Source organism: Nocardia sp. X0981 (genome assembly GCF_977089955.1).
The window spans coordinates 604,035-619,765 of the sequence record NZ_OZ372435.1; the positions used below are offsets into that span (position 1 = coordinate 604,035).

Annotated in this window: 11 protein-coding genes; 4 read left to right on the forward strand and 7 right to left on the reverse strand. The window is 68.2% G+C overall.

Going from position 1 to position 15,731, the window contains the following annotated elements:
• Positions 1 to 58: 58 nt before the first annotated feature.
• The 3 genes from ACYR7D_RS02790 to sucC form a co-directional block, all read right to left on the reverse strand.
• On the reverse strand, positions 59 to 988 hold the full coding sequence (locus tag ACYR7D_RS02790; RefSeq protein ID WP_459548062.1) for a DUF5336 domain-containing protein: 930 nt from the start codon (positions 986 to 988) through the stop codon (positions 59 to 61).
• A gap of 224 nt (positions 989 to 1,212) precedes the next feature.
• Positions 1,213 to 2,127 carry a succinate--CoA ligase subunit alpha gene (gene sucD / locus ACYR7D_RS02795; protein WP_459548063.1) on the reverse strand — a complete coding sequence of 305 codons (915 nt, stop codon included), beginning with the start codon at positions 2,125 to 2,127 and terminating at the stop codon, positions 1,213 to 1,215.
• A gap of 41 nt (positions 2,128 to 2,168) precedes the next feature.
• Positions 2,169 to 3,332 carry an ADP-forming succinate--CoA ligase subunit beta gene (sucC, locus tag ACYR7D_RS02800; RefSeq protein WP_459548064.1) on the reverse strand — a complete coding sequence of 388 codons (1,164 nt, stop codon included), beginning with the start codon at positions 3,330 to 3,332 and terminating at the stop codon, positions 2,169 to 2,171.
• A gap of 609 nt (positions 3,333 to 3,941) precedes the next feature.
• On the opposite strand from sucC, the gene ACYR7D_RS02805 reads away from it, so the two are divergent.
• On the forward strand, positions 3,942 to 5,255 hold the full coding sequence (locus ACYR7D_RS02805) for a M23 family metallopeptidase (RefSeq protein WP_459548065.1): 1,314 nt from the start codon (positions 3,942 to 3,944) through the stop codon (positions 5,253 to 5,255).
• Between the two features lie 69 nt (positions 5,256 to 5,324).
• On the opposite strand, the gene ACYR7D_RS02810 is transcribed toward ACYR7D_RS02805, so the two are convergent.
• Complete coding sequence (locus ACYR7D_RS02810; RefSeq protein ID WP_459548066.1) at positions 5,325 to 5,750, reverse strand: hypothetical protein; 426 nt, start codon at positions 5,748 to 5,750, stop codon at positions 5,325 to 5,327.
• Positions 5,751 to 5,784: 34 nt separating this feature from the next.
• Positions 5,785 to 8,448, reverse strand: coding sequence for a DNA helicase PcrA (gene pcrA / locus ACYR7D_RS02815; RefSeq protein ID WP_459548067.1), 2,664 nt, complete (start codon positions 8,446 to 8,448; stop codon positions 5,785 to 5,787).
• Between the two features lie 423 nt (positions 8,449 to 8,871).
• Between pcrA and ACYR7D_RS02820 the strand changes: the two genes are divergently transcribed.
• A complete protein-coding gene (locus ACYR7D_RS02820) occupies positions 8,872 to 9,210 on the forward strand; it encodes a chorismate mutase (RefSeq protein WP_459548068.1) in 339 nt (112 codons plus the stop codon).
• 94 nt (positions 9,211 to 9,304) lie between these two features.
• On the opposite strand, the gene ACYR7D_RS02825 is transcribed toward ACYR7D_RS02820, so the two are convergent.
• On the reverse strand, positions 9,305 to 10,759 hold the full coding sequence (locus ACYR7D_RS02825) for an NAD-dependent succinate-semialdehyde dehydrogenase (RefSeq protein ID WP_459548069.1): 1,455 nt from the start codon (positions 10,757 to 10,759) through the stop codon (positions 9,305 to 9,307).
• Positions 10,760 to 10,966: 207 nt separating this feature from the next.
• Here ACYR7D_RS02825 and pgi point away from each other — a divergent pair, with 207 nt between their 5' ends.
• The gene (pgi, locus tag ACYR7D_RS02830; protein ID WP_459548070.1) at positions 10,967 to 12,604 is read left to right on the forward strand and encodes a glucose-6-phosphate isomerase; all 1,638 of its coding nucleotides are present in this window, start codon (positions 10,967 to 10,969) and stop codon (positions 12,602 to 12,604) included.
• A 59-nt stretch (positions 12,605 to 12,663) separates the two neighbouring features.
• On the opposite strand, the gene ACYR7D_RS02835 is transcribed toward pgi, so the two are convergent.
• On the reverse strand, positions 12,664 to 13,989 hold the full coding sequence (locus ACYR7D_RS02835) for a hypothetical protein (protein ID WP_459548071.1): 1,326 nt from the start codon (positions 13,987 to 13,989) through the stop codon (positions 12,664 to 12,666).
• Positions 13,990 to 14,105: 116 nt separating this feature from the next.
• Here ACYR7D_RS02835 and ACYR7D_RS02840 point away from each other — a divergent pair, with 116 nt between their 5' ends.
• Positions 14,106 to 15,725, forward strand: a complete 1,620-nt coding sequence (locus ACYR7D_RS02840; protein WP_459548072.1) for an acyl-CoA dehydrogenase family protein — start codon at positions 14,106 to 14,108, stop codon at positions 15,723 to 15,725.
• Positions 15,726 to 15,731 lie beyond the last annotated feature (6 nt).

Genomic DNA, 15,731 nt, shown 5'->3' on the forward strand with positions numbered 1-15,731 from the left:
AGTGGCAGCCGACCCGGCGCGGACGCTTCAGGCGCGCCGCGCCGGGGGCCGCCGGAGATCACTTCTGGTCGTCGGACTGCCGGAACGCGCGGGTGGCGTCGGCGGCCGGATCGGCCGGCTGTTCACTGCCGAAGGGCTGGGCCTGCTGGGCACCGGGCTGCTGCGGCTGCCCGTAACCGGGTTGCGGCTGCTGACCGTAGGGTGCCTGCTGCGGCTGGCCGCCGGCGTACGGCGACTGCTGCTGCGGCTGTTGCCCGTAGCCCTGCTGCTGCGGCGGCTGCTGGCCGTAACCGGGCTGCTGACCGTAGCCCTGCTGACCCTGCTGCTGGCCGTAGGAGGGCTGCTGCTGCTGGCCGCTGCTGTACTGCTGGCCGTAACCGGGCTGCTGACCGTAGCCCTGCTGACCCTGGTACTGCTGCTGGCCGTAGCCCTGCTGACCGCCCTGGTAACCGCTGGGCGCGGCGGGACGCGCGGCCGGCGGGGTCAGGATTCCCGTCTCGAACAGCACGGTGGCCACCGCCAGAGCGGCCTGGATCAGCGAGAGCACCAGGATCAGGTAGAGCCCGATCTCGGCCTTGGCGCCGTCGGGCAGGGTGAAGAGCTGGAACAGGATCGTGAAGAAGGTGCCCGTGGCGACCGCCGCGGAGACACCGACCCAGTTCTGTTTCGGCAGCAGCGACAGACCCGCCAGCAGACCGGCGATCAGCAGCAGGGCACCGATCGAAGCTTCCTGGTACTCCCAGAGATTCAGGCTGGTGTTCGCCGAGGAGGGCAGATCCAGGTCGGTATCCGCGCCCACGTAGGACAGGAAGCCGAGCAGGAAGGCGAGCACCCCCACCGCGGCGATACCGATGGTCAGGAAGAACGGCAGTCCTTTCCCGTCGGACCCCGCGGCACTCCCACCACCGGCCGCCTGCTGGCCGGGATTGGGCGGAACGGAGGGCGGAACGGGTGCGTTGTACCCGGAGCCCCCGGTCGGGTATGACATGTCGTCATCTCCTAGGTCGAGTCATACGTACTTCACGGCTGAATTCCCTTTGACGCTACTGCACGCGCGGGCACAGGTCATCACCGAAGGATCCAGCGGTGAATGGTCCGGAAGTCGCAGGGACGCCATCCGCCCACGGACTTCCGTTTCGTGCACGGGTGGATACCACGGAGGCCGCCCGCGAAACGCGGACGGCCTCCCGAAAACTCACCGGAGCACCCCGATCAGGCGCTCACAGCCGCCTTTTCCAGGATCTCGCGGGCCAGGGCCGCGGTTTCCGACGGCGTCTTGCCGACCTTCACACCGGCGGCCTCCAGCGCGTCCTTCTTCGCCTGGGCGGTGCCCGACGAACCGGATACGATGGCGCCCGCGTGGCCCATGGTCTTGCCCTCGGGGGCGGTGAAACCGGCGACGTAACCGACGACCGGCTTGGTGACGTTGGCCTTGATATAGGCCGCGGCACGCTCCTCGGCGTCGCCGCCGATCTCGCCGATCATCACGATCAGCTTCGTCTCCGGATCCTTCTCGAAGGCCTCGATGGCGTCGATATGGGTGGTGCCGATCACCGGGTCGCCACCGATACCGATGGAGGTCGAGAAGCCGAAATCGCGCAGCTCGTACATCATCTGGTAGGTCAGGGTGCCGGACTTGGACACCAGGCCGATCGGGCCCTTGCCGGTGATGTTGGCCGGGGTGATGCCGACCAGCGATTCGCCGGGGGTGATGATGCCGGGGCAGTTGGGGCCGATGATCCGGGTCTTGGAGCCCTTCTCCACGTTGTAGGCCCACGCGTAGGCCGTGTCCTGCACCGGGATGCCCTCGGTGATGACCACGAGCAGCGGGATCTCCGCGTCGATGGCCTCGATGATGGCGTCCTTGGAGAACTTCGGCGGGACGAACGCGATGGAGACATCGGCGCCGGTCTTTTCCATGGCCTCGGCCACGGTGGCGAAGACGGGCAGCTCGACCGCGTTACCGTCTTTATCGGTGTGCGAGACGGTGGTGCCCGCCTTACGCGCGTTCACCCCGCCGACGACCTGGGTACCCGCCTTGAGCATCAGCGCGGTGTGCTTGGTGCCCTCGCCGCCGGTGATGCCCTGGACGATGACCTTCGAGTCCTTGTTGAGGAAGATTGACATAGTTCTGTTTGTCCTTTACTGGGCGTGCCCTGGTAGTGGGCTCAGCGGGCCGCGAGTTCGGCGGCCTTGTCGGCGCCTTCGTCCATGGTCTGCGCCAGCGTCACCAGCGGGTGCGCGGCCTCGGCGAGGATCTTGCGGCCCTCTTCCACCCGGTTTCCGTCCAGGCGGACCACCAGCGGCTTGTTGGCTTCGTCGCCCAGGATCTCCAGAGCCTTCACGATGCCGCCTGCGACCGCGTCGCACGCGGTGATACCACCGAACACGTTCACGAAAACGCTCTTGACCTGAGCGTCGTTCAGGATGACGTCGAGACCGTTGGCCATGACCTCGGCGGAGGCGCCGCCGCCGATATCGAGGAAGTTGGCCGGCTTCACCCCGTTGTGCTTCTCGCCCGCGTAGGCGACGACGTCCAGGGTGGACATGACCAGTCCGGCGCCGTTGCCGATGATGCCGACCTCACCGTCGAGCTTGACGTAGTTGAGGTCGTTCTCCTTGGCCTTGAGCTCCAGCGGATCGGTCGCGTCCTTGTCCGCGAACGCCGCGTGATCGGCGTGCCGGAAATCGGCGTTCTCGTCCAGGGTGACCTTGCCGTCGAGGGCGAGGATCTCGTTGTCCGGGGTGCGGACCAGCGGGTTGACCTCCACCAGGGTGGCGTCCTCGGCGACGAAGACCTCCCACAGCTTCTGGATGGTCACCGCGGCGGCGTCCAGCACCTCGGCGGGCAGGTGGCCCTGTTCGGCGATGGAGCGGGCGAACGCGAGGTCCACACCCTTGACCGCGTCGACCGGCACCTTGGCCAGCCGGTCCGGCTTGGTGGCGGCGACCTCTTCGATCTCCATACCGCCCTCGACCGAGCACATCGCCAGGTAGGTGCGGTTGGCCCGATCGAGCAGGAAGGAGATGTAGTACTCCTCGGCGATATCCTTCGCCTCGGCGACCAGGATCTTCTTGGTGATGTGTCCCTTGATGTCGAGACCGAGGATGTTGTTCGCGTGGGTCAGCGCGTCCTCCGGGGTGGCGGCGTACTTCACGCCACCCGCCTTGCCGCGGCCGCCGACCTTCACCTGGGACTTGATCATCACCGGCTTGCCGATTTCCGCGGCGATGGCGCGAGCATCCTCGGCAGTGTCGGTCACGCGGCCTTCCGACGAAGGCACTCCGTGCTTTACGAAGAGCTCCTTCGCCTGATATTCGAAGAGATCCATGTACTCACCGTCTCGTCTGCGTTGCTATGACAACGTCTTTGTTGGCGGCCCGACGTCGGTAGCGGGTCGCTCGGACTCTAACCACTCATAGGCACGGCCGATCGGGCACGTTCATCCTAAGTGGCGCAGGTCACGAGCCCCACGGCGGGTATGTCAAATCCGCAGGCCATGCCTACCGGCGAGTAGCTTCGGGCCGGCCCTCCCGGCGGTGCCACGGCATCACCGACAGCCATCCGGAAGCGACGGGTCCGTGCTCACCGGACGGGCCGGCCAGTGGTGAGCCACGCGACAGCGGGAATGTGATCAATGTCACAGTAACGTTTGAAAACGTCCTACCGCTTGCCGCGTCGCAATCGTTTCGTTACCGTCGAACGGTCGATGTCACAGGCCGATCACGAACGTTGCACAGGCGCAGGCGCTTGCGCACTCGGTCATCGCGCGTAGAGATCTTCGTGATGTTGCTCCCGTGAGCAGGTTAAGAGAGGACGGCAGCTTGACGCAGCACCCCGCTCCGCAGTCGCAGAGCCGTTCGGCAGCAGCCTTCCAGGCGCCGCATCCCGCCACCGCCGGTTCGTTCCGCGGTGCCGCCGGCCCGATGCGGGTCCGCCGATGAACCACCGCGGCACCCTCGACACCCGGTACGGCAGACGCCACCGCGACGAACAGCGATCCGTGGAGGGCGTTCAGCCGTTCAACGCATTCGGCGCCCCCGCCGACAGCCGCTCCCGCCGGCGCCCGCTCAACACGGCGGCGGCCTCCGCCGCCGCGGATGCCCACCGCACCGCCGCCGACGATTTCTGGTCCACCAACCAGACCTGGGCCGATTCCCCGGCCGCCACACCCGCCCGATCCTGGGACGAGCCGCAGGCCGCCACCGCCCCGGGCTGGAACCAGCCGCAACAGGATTCCTGGTCCGGCAGCGGGGACTGGCAGGGCCACGAAGCCTGGCGGCAGGACGACAAACCCGCGTGGCACAGCGATCCGAACTGGAATACGCACCAGAGTTGGACCGATGCGCAATCCTGGCCCGACGCCGAAACGAGCGGCGGCGAATACGACGGCCGAGCGCCGCACGAACACCATGACCCCGGCCGGCCCACCACCATCGCCGAGGCGTTGGAAAACACTCCCGCCGCCGACGAGGAGCCCGCGGAACCGCCCCGGCAGTCCCGCTCCCGGGGTGCCCACCGGGTCGCCGCGCCTCCTTCCGCGCTCAAGGGCCGGGCCGCGGTCGTGGCAGTCGCCGCCGGAGCCGTGGTCGCGGCCGGGCAGTGCGCCACCGCCGCCCCGGGTGAACAGGCCAAACCGCAGGCCACCGATTACGAAGCCGCCGGGGCGGTGCACGAGATCGCCGCGCAGTCGATGGCCACCGAGGATCCGGCCGCCGCGGTGGCCGACAGCCATTCCCCCCAGATGCTGAGTGCCGGCGCTCCGCTCGATACCAGCCGTTTCGGCGAGATGCTGGCCAACGGTGCCCAGTTCGCCCAGGATCTGGCCGAGGCCGAGGCCGCCAAATACCGGCCCCTGTTCGCCAAATTCGCCAGTGGCGCCTACACCTCCGGATTCGGCGCCCGCTGGGGCGTACAGCATCTCGGTATCGACGTGGCCGCGCCGATCGGTACCCCGATCTACGCGGTGGCCGACGGCGAAGTGATCGACGCCGGCCCGGCCGCCGGTTTCGGTATGTGGGTACGGCTGCTCCACGCCGACGGCACCGTCACCGTCTACGGACATGTCGACACCACCACGGTCTCGGTGGGTGAATACGTCCTGGCGGGCGATCAGATCGCCACCATGGGCAACCGCGGATTCTCCACCGGACCGCATGTGCACTTCGAGGTCTGGCTCAACGGCAGCGACAAGATCGACCCGGTGCCCTGGCTGGCCACCCGCGGTATCAGTCTCACCGGCAACGGCGACTGAACGACGATCCGGCGCCGGTTCCCCGGCGCCGGATACCTTCTCGCCACTATCCGTGCCCGGTTCCCCCGCTCAGGCCGCGGCGGTGATGGCCAGCCCGATCAGAGCCACCACCTTGACGACCTCCAGCCCGATATACCAGTAGTGCGCGTGGGACCGCGGTAGTTCCTCACCCGCGAGTATCCGGTCCGAACGGCGCGAGAGCGGGGGACGCACCACCGCGACCTGGATCACCAGAATCACTACCGCGAGCGCGAGCCACACCCAGGGCCCGACCCCGGGTCCGAGCACGATCGCCGCCACGAGCAGCACGGCGGCGAGCACCGATTCCACGATGTTCAGCGCGCGGAATATCAGTCGGCCGATCCCGAGACCGAGTTTCGTGGTCACCCCGGGGGCGCGGAACTTCAGCGGCGCCTCGAGGAACGAGATCGCCAGCACCATACCGAGCCAGAGCATCGGCACGAACCATACGAGATGCTGCGCGACAGACTTCATGATCCGAACCTACCGCGCCGACCGGGGCCCTCCGCTAGAGCCTGGTCAGGGTCTGACTGAATTTCGGAATCAGCCGGATGGTGCCGCTGCTACCGAAGTCGATGGTCACACTGGCCATATCGCCGACCCCGTCCGTGGCCACCACCCGGCCCAGGCCGTATTTGTCGTCGCTGACCCGATCGCCGACCGCCAGCACCAGGCCGACATTGTTACGGGAGACCCCACGCCGGCCCGGGCGGGTGTCCCGCGACTGCGGCCAACCTCCGGCCCAATTCTCCTCGCCCGGTTCCGCGCCGCCGCGGCGGCGGCCGTACTGCACCGGAGCCGACGAACGCTTGGGCTCGAGCCGCTGCCAGTCGATCAGATGCCCCGGAACTTCCTGGAGGAACCTGGATTCCGGGTTGAACACCGGCTGACCCCACGCCGAGCGCACCACCGCGCGGGTGAGATACAGTCGCCGCCGGGCCCGGGTGATACCCACATACGCCAGCCGTCGCTCCTCGGCCAGTTCGGCCGGATCACCGAGTGCACGCAGATGCGGGAACTGCCCGTCCTCCCAGCCGGTCACGAAAACGACCGGGAACTCCAGCCCCTTGGCCGTGTGCAGGGTCATCAAGGTGACCATGCCCGCACCCTCGTCGGGGATCTGGTCGGTATCGGCGACCAGCGATACCCGTTCCAGGAACGCGGCCAGCGAACCCGGCTCCGGTTCACCCTCGCCGGTTTCGGGAATCAACCCCTCGGCGCGGGCGGCCTCCACCGCGTTACGGGCCTCGGAGCTGAACTCGCGGGCCACACTGACCAATTCGTTGAGGTTGTCCAGCCGGGCCCCGTCCTGCGGATCGTCGGAGGACTCCAGCTCCGCGCGATAGCCCGTCCGATCCAGAACCGCCTCCACCACGGCTCCCACATCCGGGAAATCCAGTTCGTCCATCTCACCGGCGGCCCGGATCTGTTCCAGAAGCGCCAGGAACCCCGCGATGGCGTTGCGCGCCCGGGTGTTCAGCAGCGCGACCTCACCGGCGGCGGCGTCCCGTAGTGCCTCGGCGAAACCGATACCGCGTTGTTCGGCATGCACGGCGACACAGGCTTCGGCCCGGTCGCCGATACCCCGGCGCGGCGTATTGAGGATGCGGCGCAGGCTCACCGCATCGTCCGGGTTCTCCAGAACGCGCAGGTAGGCGACGATATCGCGCACTTCCTTACGCTCGTAGAAGCGGACTCCGCCCACCACCTTGTACGGCAGGCCCATCCGGATGAAGATCTCCTCCAGCGTCCGCGAATTGTTGTTCGTGCGATAGAACACCGCGATATCGGAGTAGGCGGCTTCCCCCGCGTCCACCAGCCGGTCGATCTCCCGGGCGACATAAGCCGCCTCGTCGTGTTCGTTGTCGGCCACGTAGCCGGTGATGAGTTCGCCCTCGCCGGCATCGGTCCACAGCCGTTTTTCGCGGCGGTTGCTGTTGCGCGCGATCACCGCGTTGGCCGCGGACAGGATGTTCTGGGTGGAGCGGTAGTTCTGCTCCAGCAGGATGGTTTCGGCCTCGGGGAAATCCCGCTCGAATTCCTCGATATTGCGGATGGTGGCGCCCCGGAAGGCATAGATCGACTGGTCGGCATCCCCCACCACGCAGAGCTCGCCGGGCGGTACGACCCGCGGCTGCGCGGCGCCGGGCTCGGTATCGGTGGTCGTGGCCGGCGCCGGACCGTGATGGCCGACCAGTTCCCGCACCAGCACGTATTGGGCATGGTTGGTGTCCTGGTACTCGTCCACGAGAACGTGACGGAAGCGGCGCCGGTAGTACTCCGCGACCTCCGGGTGCCGCTGCAGCAGTCCGACGGTTTCGCCGATGAGATCATCGAAATCCAGCGCGTTGGCCGCCCGGAGCCGCCGCTGATACTCGGCGTAGACCCGGGCCACGATCCGCGGCAGGCCGGCGTCGTCGAACTCGGCGTCCGCGCTCGCCCGCTCCGGGCCGATGAGCTCGTTCTTCAGATTCGAGATGGCGGTGGCGAGCATCCGCGGGGCGTACTTCTTCGGATCGAGTTCCAGATCCCGGCCGATCATGGTGAGCAGCCGCCGGGAATCATCGGCATCGTAGATGGAGAAGTTCGAGTTGAGGCCGGGCAGCAACGCCGACTGGCTGCGCAGGATGCGCACACAGCTGGAATGGAAGGTGGAAACCCACATGGCGGCGGCGCGCTGCCCCACCAGTTCGACGACCCGCTCCCGCATCTCGGCCGCGGCCTTGTTGGTGAAGGTGATCGCGAGGATCTGACCGGGGGTGACGTCGCGCGCGGCCAGCAGGTAGGCGATCCGGCGGGTGAGCACCGCCGTCTTACCCGACCCCGCACCGGCCACGATCAGCAGCGGCGACCCGGTGTGCAGTACGGCCGCGCGTTGCTGCGGGTTGAGGCCCTCGAGTAGTTCCGCGGCTTCCGCGGACCGGCGTTGCGCGGCCTCGGTGCGTTGCTGCGCCTGCTCGGCCCGGACTCTCTGCTGCAGGGCGGCCAGCCCGCCCTGCGCGCCGGAGCCGCCACTCGGGGCACCGGGCGCGGCCGCACGTCGCTGCGTCCTTTCCGTACCGGGCAACGCGGGGCTCTCCGGTGCCGCGTCCGGGCCACGCTCGGTGGCGCCGGGGAGCCGAGCCCGGGAGGAGTGCGAATCCGGACGAAGTGCTGCGTCGGTGGTGTCCATCGTGTGTTCACGCTACCGCCGCGACCCGACACGATCGAACAGTCGGCCGAATCGGCTGCCGGCGGGTGCGGAATCGAGGCTTTTCGCCTCCGTGCTCGCCCCGGGCCGGGTGTCACCGCAGGGAGCGGGTGGCACGGCGGGCCGGGAAGATGCGGACTCCCGGCGCCGATAACGTTACCGACCGTTTTGCATACCCTGCCAATCATGGCAGACTGACAATATGGTTTGCCCTTCAGCGAGACAACCGCTCCGGCTGTGTGCACAGCGGGATCGCAGCCCGGGCACCTGAGCCCCCGTCGGGGCAGGTATGGGGTAACGGCAAGACCAGGCCCGCCGGGTCTTTTTTCACGGTGAAGGAGCTCTGGACCGGTAACACGAAGCGCCGCGATGCCGATCCAGGTTCTGACACGAGGAGATGAACAGATGAGCACACCCGCCACGGCGACCGGGTCGGATTCGACGACCGGCGCGACCGGGCCGGATTCGACGACCGGCTCGGACTCGGAGCTCCCTCGGACCGAAGCCGAGATCGAAAAGCTTCGTAAGGAGATCGACCAGCTCGACGCGGAAATCTTGACGGCGATCAAGCGCCGCACCGAGATTTCGCGGGTCATCGGGCGTACCCGGATGGCATCCGGAGGCACCCGGCTGGTGCACAGCCGGGAAATGAAAGTACTGGAACGCTTCAGCGAACTGGGCCAGGAAGGCCATACGCTGGCGATGCTGCTGCTGCGCCTCGGGCGCGGCCGGCTGGGCCGTTAGGCCGTTCGGACCATACGCGGCGGCCCGCAGACCGTCGCGCTTCCACGAACCGCCCCGGGTGAGGACGCCCCGGGGCGGTTCGTACGTTCGGCGCTCATGTCATGGCGATGTACTTGGTCGACAGATACTCCTCGATGCCCTCGGTACCGCCCTCCCGGCCGAAACCGGACGCTTTGACACCGCCGAAGGGAGCCGCCGGATCCGAGATCACACCACGGTTCACACCCACCATGCCGCTCTCCAGGCCTTCCGCGACCCGCAGCGCTCGGTCGAGGTCCCGGGTGTAGACATAGCTGACCAGGCCGTATTCGGTATCGTTGGCCGCCGCCAGGCCTTCTTCCTCGGTATCGAAGGCGACGATCGGGGCAACCGGCCCGAAGACCTCCTCCCGCAGGATGCGCGCGCCGGCGGGGATATCGGTCAGCACGGTGGCCGGATAGAACCATCCGGGACCGCCGGGGGCCTTACCGCCCAGCCGGACCGTCGCACCAGCGGTCACCGCGTCGTCGACCAGGCCGGACACCGTGGTGAGCTGTTCCTCGCTGACGAGCGGACCGAGGGTGGTCTCCGGTTCGGTACCGGGCCCCATCCGGACCTGATCCTGCATCGCCCCGACGAATTTGTCGGTGAACTCCGCCAGCACACCACGCTGCACGTGGAAGCGGTTGGCGGCGGTGCACGCCTCCCCGCCGTTACGCAGTTTCGCCAGCATGGCGCCCTGTACGGCGGCGTCGATATCGGCATCGTCGAACACCACGAAGGGGGCGTTCCCGCCGAGTTCCATCGAGGTCCGCAGCAGCCCGTGCGCGGACTTCTCCACCAGCGACCGGCCGACCTCGGTGGATCCGGTGAAGGTGAGTTTGCGCAGACGCGGATCGTCCAGCAGTGGTTGGGTCACCGCGCCGGATCGGCGGGAGGTGATCACCGAGAGCACTCCCGCGGGTAGTCCGGCTTCGGCGCAGAGCTTGGCCAGCAGCAGCATGGTGAGCGGAGTGGCCGAGGCCGGTTTGACGATCATGGTGCATCCGGCGGCGAGCGCGGGGCCGATCTTGCGGGTCCCCATGGCGAGCGGGAAATTCCACGGGGTGATGGCCAGGCACGGCCCGACCGGCTGCTTGTGTACCAGGATCCGTCCGGTACCGGACGGGGCGTGCAGATAGCGGCCGCTGATCCGGGCTGCCTCCTCGCTGAACCAGCGGAAGAATTCGGCGCCGTAGCGCACCTCGTTACGGCTCTCCGGCAGGGCTTTACCCATCTCCAGGGTCATCAGCAACGCGAAGTCCTCGGCCCGGGCGGTGATCCGTTCGAATACCGACCGCAGGATCTCACCCCGCTCACGCGCCGGGGTGGCCGCCCACTTTGCCTGGACCGCGACCGCGGCATCCAGCGCGCGTACCGCGTCCTCGGGGGTGGCGTCGGCGACCTCGGCGATCACGTCTCCGGTGGCCGGATTGTGCACGGCGAACGTCGCGCCACCGGTGGCATCGACGGGACCACCGATCCACAGCTGCTTCGGTACGGAATCGAGTACTTCGGTTTCTGAGGCCATGAACTCAGCGTAGGACCGTGTCCCCGACATCACCTCCGGCGACGCGGAATCGAGGCCCTCGGGTCCTCACTCCTGTCTCGGTCGCTGCACCCCTCACTCCGTCGCCGCGGACCCCGGCCGCGGCGACAGCCCGCTCGGGGGTCGAATCCGGGGGCGCGCCCGGGGTTCACCTGCGTTCGGCTCCGTCGGCTTGTACGCTCGGCTGGTGTGAGCGTCGACATCACCGCATCGGCGGCATGGCGGAAATTGCAGGAGCATCACGACGCGATAGCCGCCCTACACTTACGGGAGCTGTTCGCCGAGGATCCGGCGCGTGGCCACGAGCTGACCCTCACCGCGGGCGATCTGCTGATCGACTACAGCAAACACCGGGTGAACCGGGAGACGCTGCGGCTCCTGGTGGGGCTTGCGGAGGAGGCCGGGGTACCGGCCCAGCGTGACCGGATGCTGCGGGGCGAGCACATCAACACCTCCGAGGACCGTGCCGTCGGGCATACCGCACTGCGGCTGCCCGCCGATGTATCGCTGACCATCGACGGTGAAGACGCCGGCGCCGCGGTTCACGAAGTACTCGACCGGATGGGTGTTTTCGCCGACGCGGTACGTTCGGGCCGGTGGCGCGGCGCGACCGGAGAACGGATCCGCACGGTGGTGAACATCGGTATCGGCGGTTCGGATCTCGGGCCCGTGATGGTGCACCAGGCACTACGGCACTACGCGGATGCCGGAATAGATGCCCGGTTCGTCTCCAATGTCGACCCCGCCGACCTGGTGGCGAAACTGGCCGGGCTCGACCCGGCGACCACCCTGTTCATCGTCGCCTCCAAAACCTTCTCCACCCTCGAGACCCTGACCAACGCGACCGCTGCTCGCCGCTGGCTCGTGGACGCCCTCGGCTCCGACGCGGTGGCGAAGCATTTCGTCGCGGTGTCCACCCATGCCGGTCGAGTGGCCGAATTCGGCATCGATACGGCGAACATGTTCGGCTTCTGGGACTGGGTCGGCGGACGGTACTCGGTGGATTCGGCTATCGGGTTGTCGGTGATGGTCACGATCGGACCGGCGCGATTCACCGAATTCCTCGCCGGAATGCGCGCCATGGACCAGCATTTCGCGACCGCGCCGCTCGCGGCGAACGCGCCCGTGCTGCTGGCGCTGCTCGGCGTGTGGTACACGAATTTCTTCGGTGCCCAATCCCGGGTGGTGCTGCCGTATTCCAACGATATGGCCCGGTTTCCGGCCTACCTCCAGCAGCTCACGATGGAATCGAACGGTAAGTCGGTACGCGCCGACGGCACCCCCGTCACCACGGCCACCGGCGAGATCTTCTGGGGTGAGCCGGGTACGAACGGTCAGCACGCCTTCTATCAGCTGCTGCATCAGGGCACCCGGCTGATCCCGGCCGATTTCATCGGATTCGCACGCCCGACCGATGATCTGCCCACCCGCGACGGCACCGGCAGTATGCACGACATTCTGATGAGCAACCTGTTCGCGCAGACCAAGGTGCTGGCGTTCGGGAAAACCGCCGAGGAGATCACCGCGGAGGGTACGCCGCCGGAGCTGGTACCGCACAAGGTGATGCCGGGCAACCGGCCGAGCACCACGATCCTCGCGCCGCAGCTGACGCCCTCGGTACTTGGGCAGTTGATCGCGCTGTACGAGCATCAAGTGTTCGTGGCGGGGGTGATCTGGGGTATCGACAGTTTCGATCAGTGGGGTGTGGAACTCGGTAAACAGCAGGCGCTGGCCCTGGCGCCGCTGCTCACCGCACCGGAGGACCCGGCACCGCAGGGGGATTCGTCCACCGACGGCCTGATCCGCTGGTACCGCGCCAACCGCTGAACCGGCCGCGGCACCGGCGCTCGATGCGGTGAGCGCCGTATCCGCGCCGGGGTCGCGGCCTACCACGGAACGAGCGGCAATCCCACTCGTTGCGCGGTGTGCGCCGCGATCCGGTGGAGCTCCGCGGGGCCCGCCACGTGTTCCGGGGCGAGGCTCATCAGCGTCAGGATGTAATCGTCCCGGAAGCGGCACAGATAGCCCGACATCCGGGTGCGGGGGCGTCCGGCGTAGGTGAGTCCCGGATGAATGGCCCGGGTGGCTGTACCGGTGCAGTCGTAGGGGCCGAACGTATGCAGCACCGGCGGTATCACACCGATATTGGAACAGAGGATGTCGCGCTCCCCTGCCCCCCGGGACAGGCGGTACGCCAGGCGGTCCGGGACGAGGTGCAGGAATTCCTCCGGCAGGCCTGCGGGGCTCGACATCCGGCGTTCGTAGGCGGCCCGGCTCTTCGCGCGGACAGCGGCCGGGCCGTCCGCGGGGGAGATCGCGATCTCGGTCATGGCGAGGTCATTGTCGACCCGTGGTTCGGCACGGGTGTCCACGGGCAGGCTCGCCGCGATCCGGTGCTCGGGAAAACCCGCGGTCCACAGGGCGTTCGCCACGAACCAGATGAACAAGCTGTTCGCTGTGCCCCCGCATCCGCTGGCGACCCGCTCCCAGTCCGCGGCGGGACAGCGCAGGATCACCCCGGGGACCGGTAGTTCCGCCTCCGGCGTGTCCGCGGCGGCGTGGGGGCGGAATCCGGAACCGGCTCGGGCGACGCGGCTCGTCTTCGCGCTCGCGCGCCCTGCCCGGCGGCGCGCGGCGCGGGCGGTGCCGCCCAGGACCGTCGCCCAGGTATGCGCGGCATCCGCCCAATCGGAATCCGGTGCACGCCGGGACAGCGGTGGCGGCGGATCGTCGCGGTACGGCTCCGATGCGGTCGCCGGGTACGAACCGGTACCCGGCGACCGCATCGCCTGTTCGGCGGCGATGATCAGCCCTCGCGCGTCGGCGAGGACATGGGAACAGGTCAACGCGATGATCGTGCCGCCGTCGGTGAGCGGAGCGGCCGAAAGGCGCCAACCGGGCCCCCGCAGCGGATCCAGATCCGCGCCGCACCGGCCGGCCCATGCCGGAATCTCCTCCGGCGACACCTCCGCCGCGGCGATATCGACCGGATGGGCCCGGTCGTTGATCTGCCAGCGGTCCCGTGCTCCCGGAATCCGGGAACGCACCACCCTGCGGCCCAGGGGACCCGTACGCAGAGAGGCGTGCAACCGGTCCAGGCTCCCGCGATCCACTGCGGCAGCCGTGCGCCACAGGCCCTGGAGCGCGATGGGCGTACCCATACCCCGGTGGGTCCGCAGGAAGATTCCGTCGACAACGCTCAGCCGGCGCATCCGACCAGGTTAACCACCACCCGCCGGTGAGCGACCGCAGACCGTGGGGTCCACTCCGGAACCGACCGGTCGCAATCCCACTACCGAGGTCTGTGACGTGGGCCCATAATCGAGGGATGCCCACGCACGAGGTTCGCAATCAGGTACCGCCGATCACGCCGTTCGACGTCTCCCGGGACCCGGCGTTGCTGTCGGGTCTGGTGCGGGAGGGAGCCGGCTGGGCCGAAGCGGAGGTGCGCGAACTCGGAGCCCTAGCCGGTAGCGAGCGGGTACAGGAATGGGGCCGGTTGGCCAACGAGTACCCGCCGGTCCTGCGCACCCACGATCGCTACGGCAACCGTATCGACGAGGTGGAGTTCCATCCGCACTGGCACGACCTCATGGCGCTCGCGGTCGAACACGGTCTGCACGGTGCGCCCTGGGCGGACGACCGGCCCGGCGCGCATGCGGCGCGGGCCGCGAAATTCTATGTCTGGGGCGCCGCCGACGCCGGCCATATGTGCCCTGTCTCCATGACCTACGCGGTGATTCCCGCACTGCGGCACAACCCGGAACTGGCGGCACGCTACGAACCGCTGCTCACCGCCCGCACCTACGATTTCGGGCTGCGGGAACCGTCCACGAAGGCGGGTCTGATCGCGGGTATGTCGATGACCGAGAAGCAGGGCGGTTCCGATGTGCGGGCCAACACCACATCCGCCACCCCGCGGCCGGACGGTTCGTACCGGATCGTCGGTCACAAATGGTTCACCTCGGCGCCGATGTCGGATATGTTCCTCACCCTGGCGCAGGCGCCGGGCGGACTGTCGTGTTTCCTGCTGCCGCGGGTGCTGCCGGACGGTTCCCGGAATCCGATCCGGTTGCAGCGGCTCAAGGACAAACTGGGCAACAAATCGAACGCGTCGGCCGAGATCGAATACGAAGACGCCACCGGCTGGCTGGTGGGCGCGGAGGGCGCCGGCGTGAAAACCATCATCGAGATGGTGAACATGACCCGCCTGGACTGTGTGATCGGGTCCGCTGTCGGGATGCGCCTGGCGACGGTACGCGCGGTGCATCACGCGCGGTACCGGAGCGCCTTCGGCGCGGCGCTCGTCGACCAGCCGGCCATGCGCAATGTGCTCGCGGACCTGGTGCTCGAATCCGAGGCCGCGACCACCGTCATGCTGCGACTGGCCGGGGCCACCGATCGCGCCGCGAGTGATCCGGCCGAGGCCGCGCTGCGCCGGATCGCCCTGGCGGTGAGCAAGTACTGGGTGTGCAAACGCGCGGCCGGTCATGCGGCCGAAGCGCTGGAATGCCTGGGCGGCAACGGTTATGTGGAGGAATCCGGGATGCCGCGGCTGTACCGGGAGGCTCCGCTCATGTCGATCTGGGAGGGGTCGGGCAATGTCGCCGCCCTCGACGCACTGCGCGCCATGGGCACCCAGCCGGAGACCGTGGAGGCGTACTTCGCCGAGGTCTCCCGGGCGCGGGGCGAGAACCCGCATCTGGACCACGCGATCGACCGGGTCGGCAAGGAGCTGGCCGACCGTAGCGATATCGAATACCGGGCCCGGCGAGTGGTCGAGTTGATGGCCCTCGTCCTGCAGGGCTCCCTGCTGGTGCGGTACGGGCATCGGGCCGTCGCGGACGCGTTCTGCGCCTCGCGGCTCGGTGAGGACTGGGGGGCCGCGTTCGGCACCCTACCCGTGGGTGCGGACACCATGGCGATCATCGAGCGGGCCTACGTCTGAGACCGG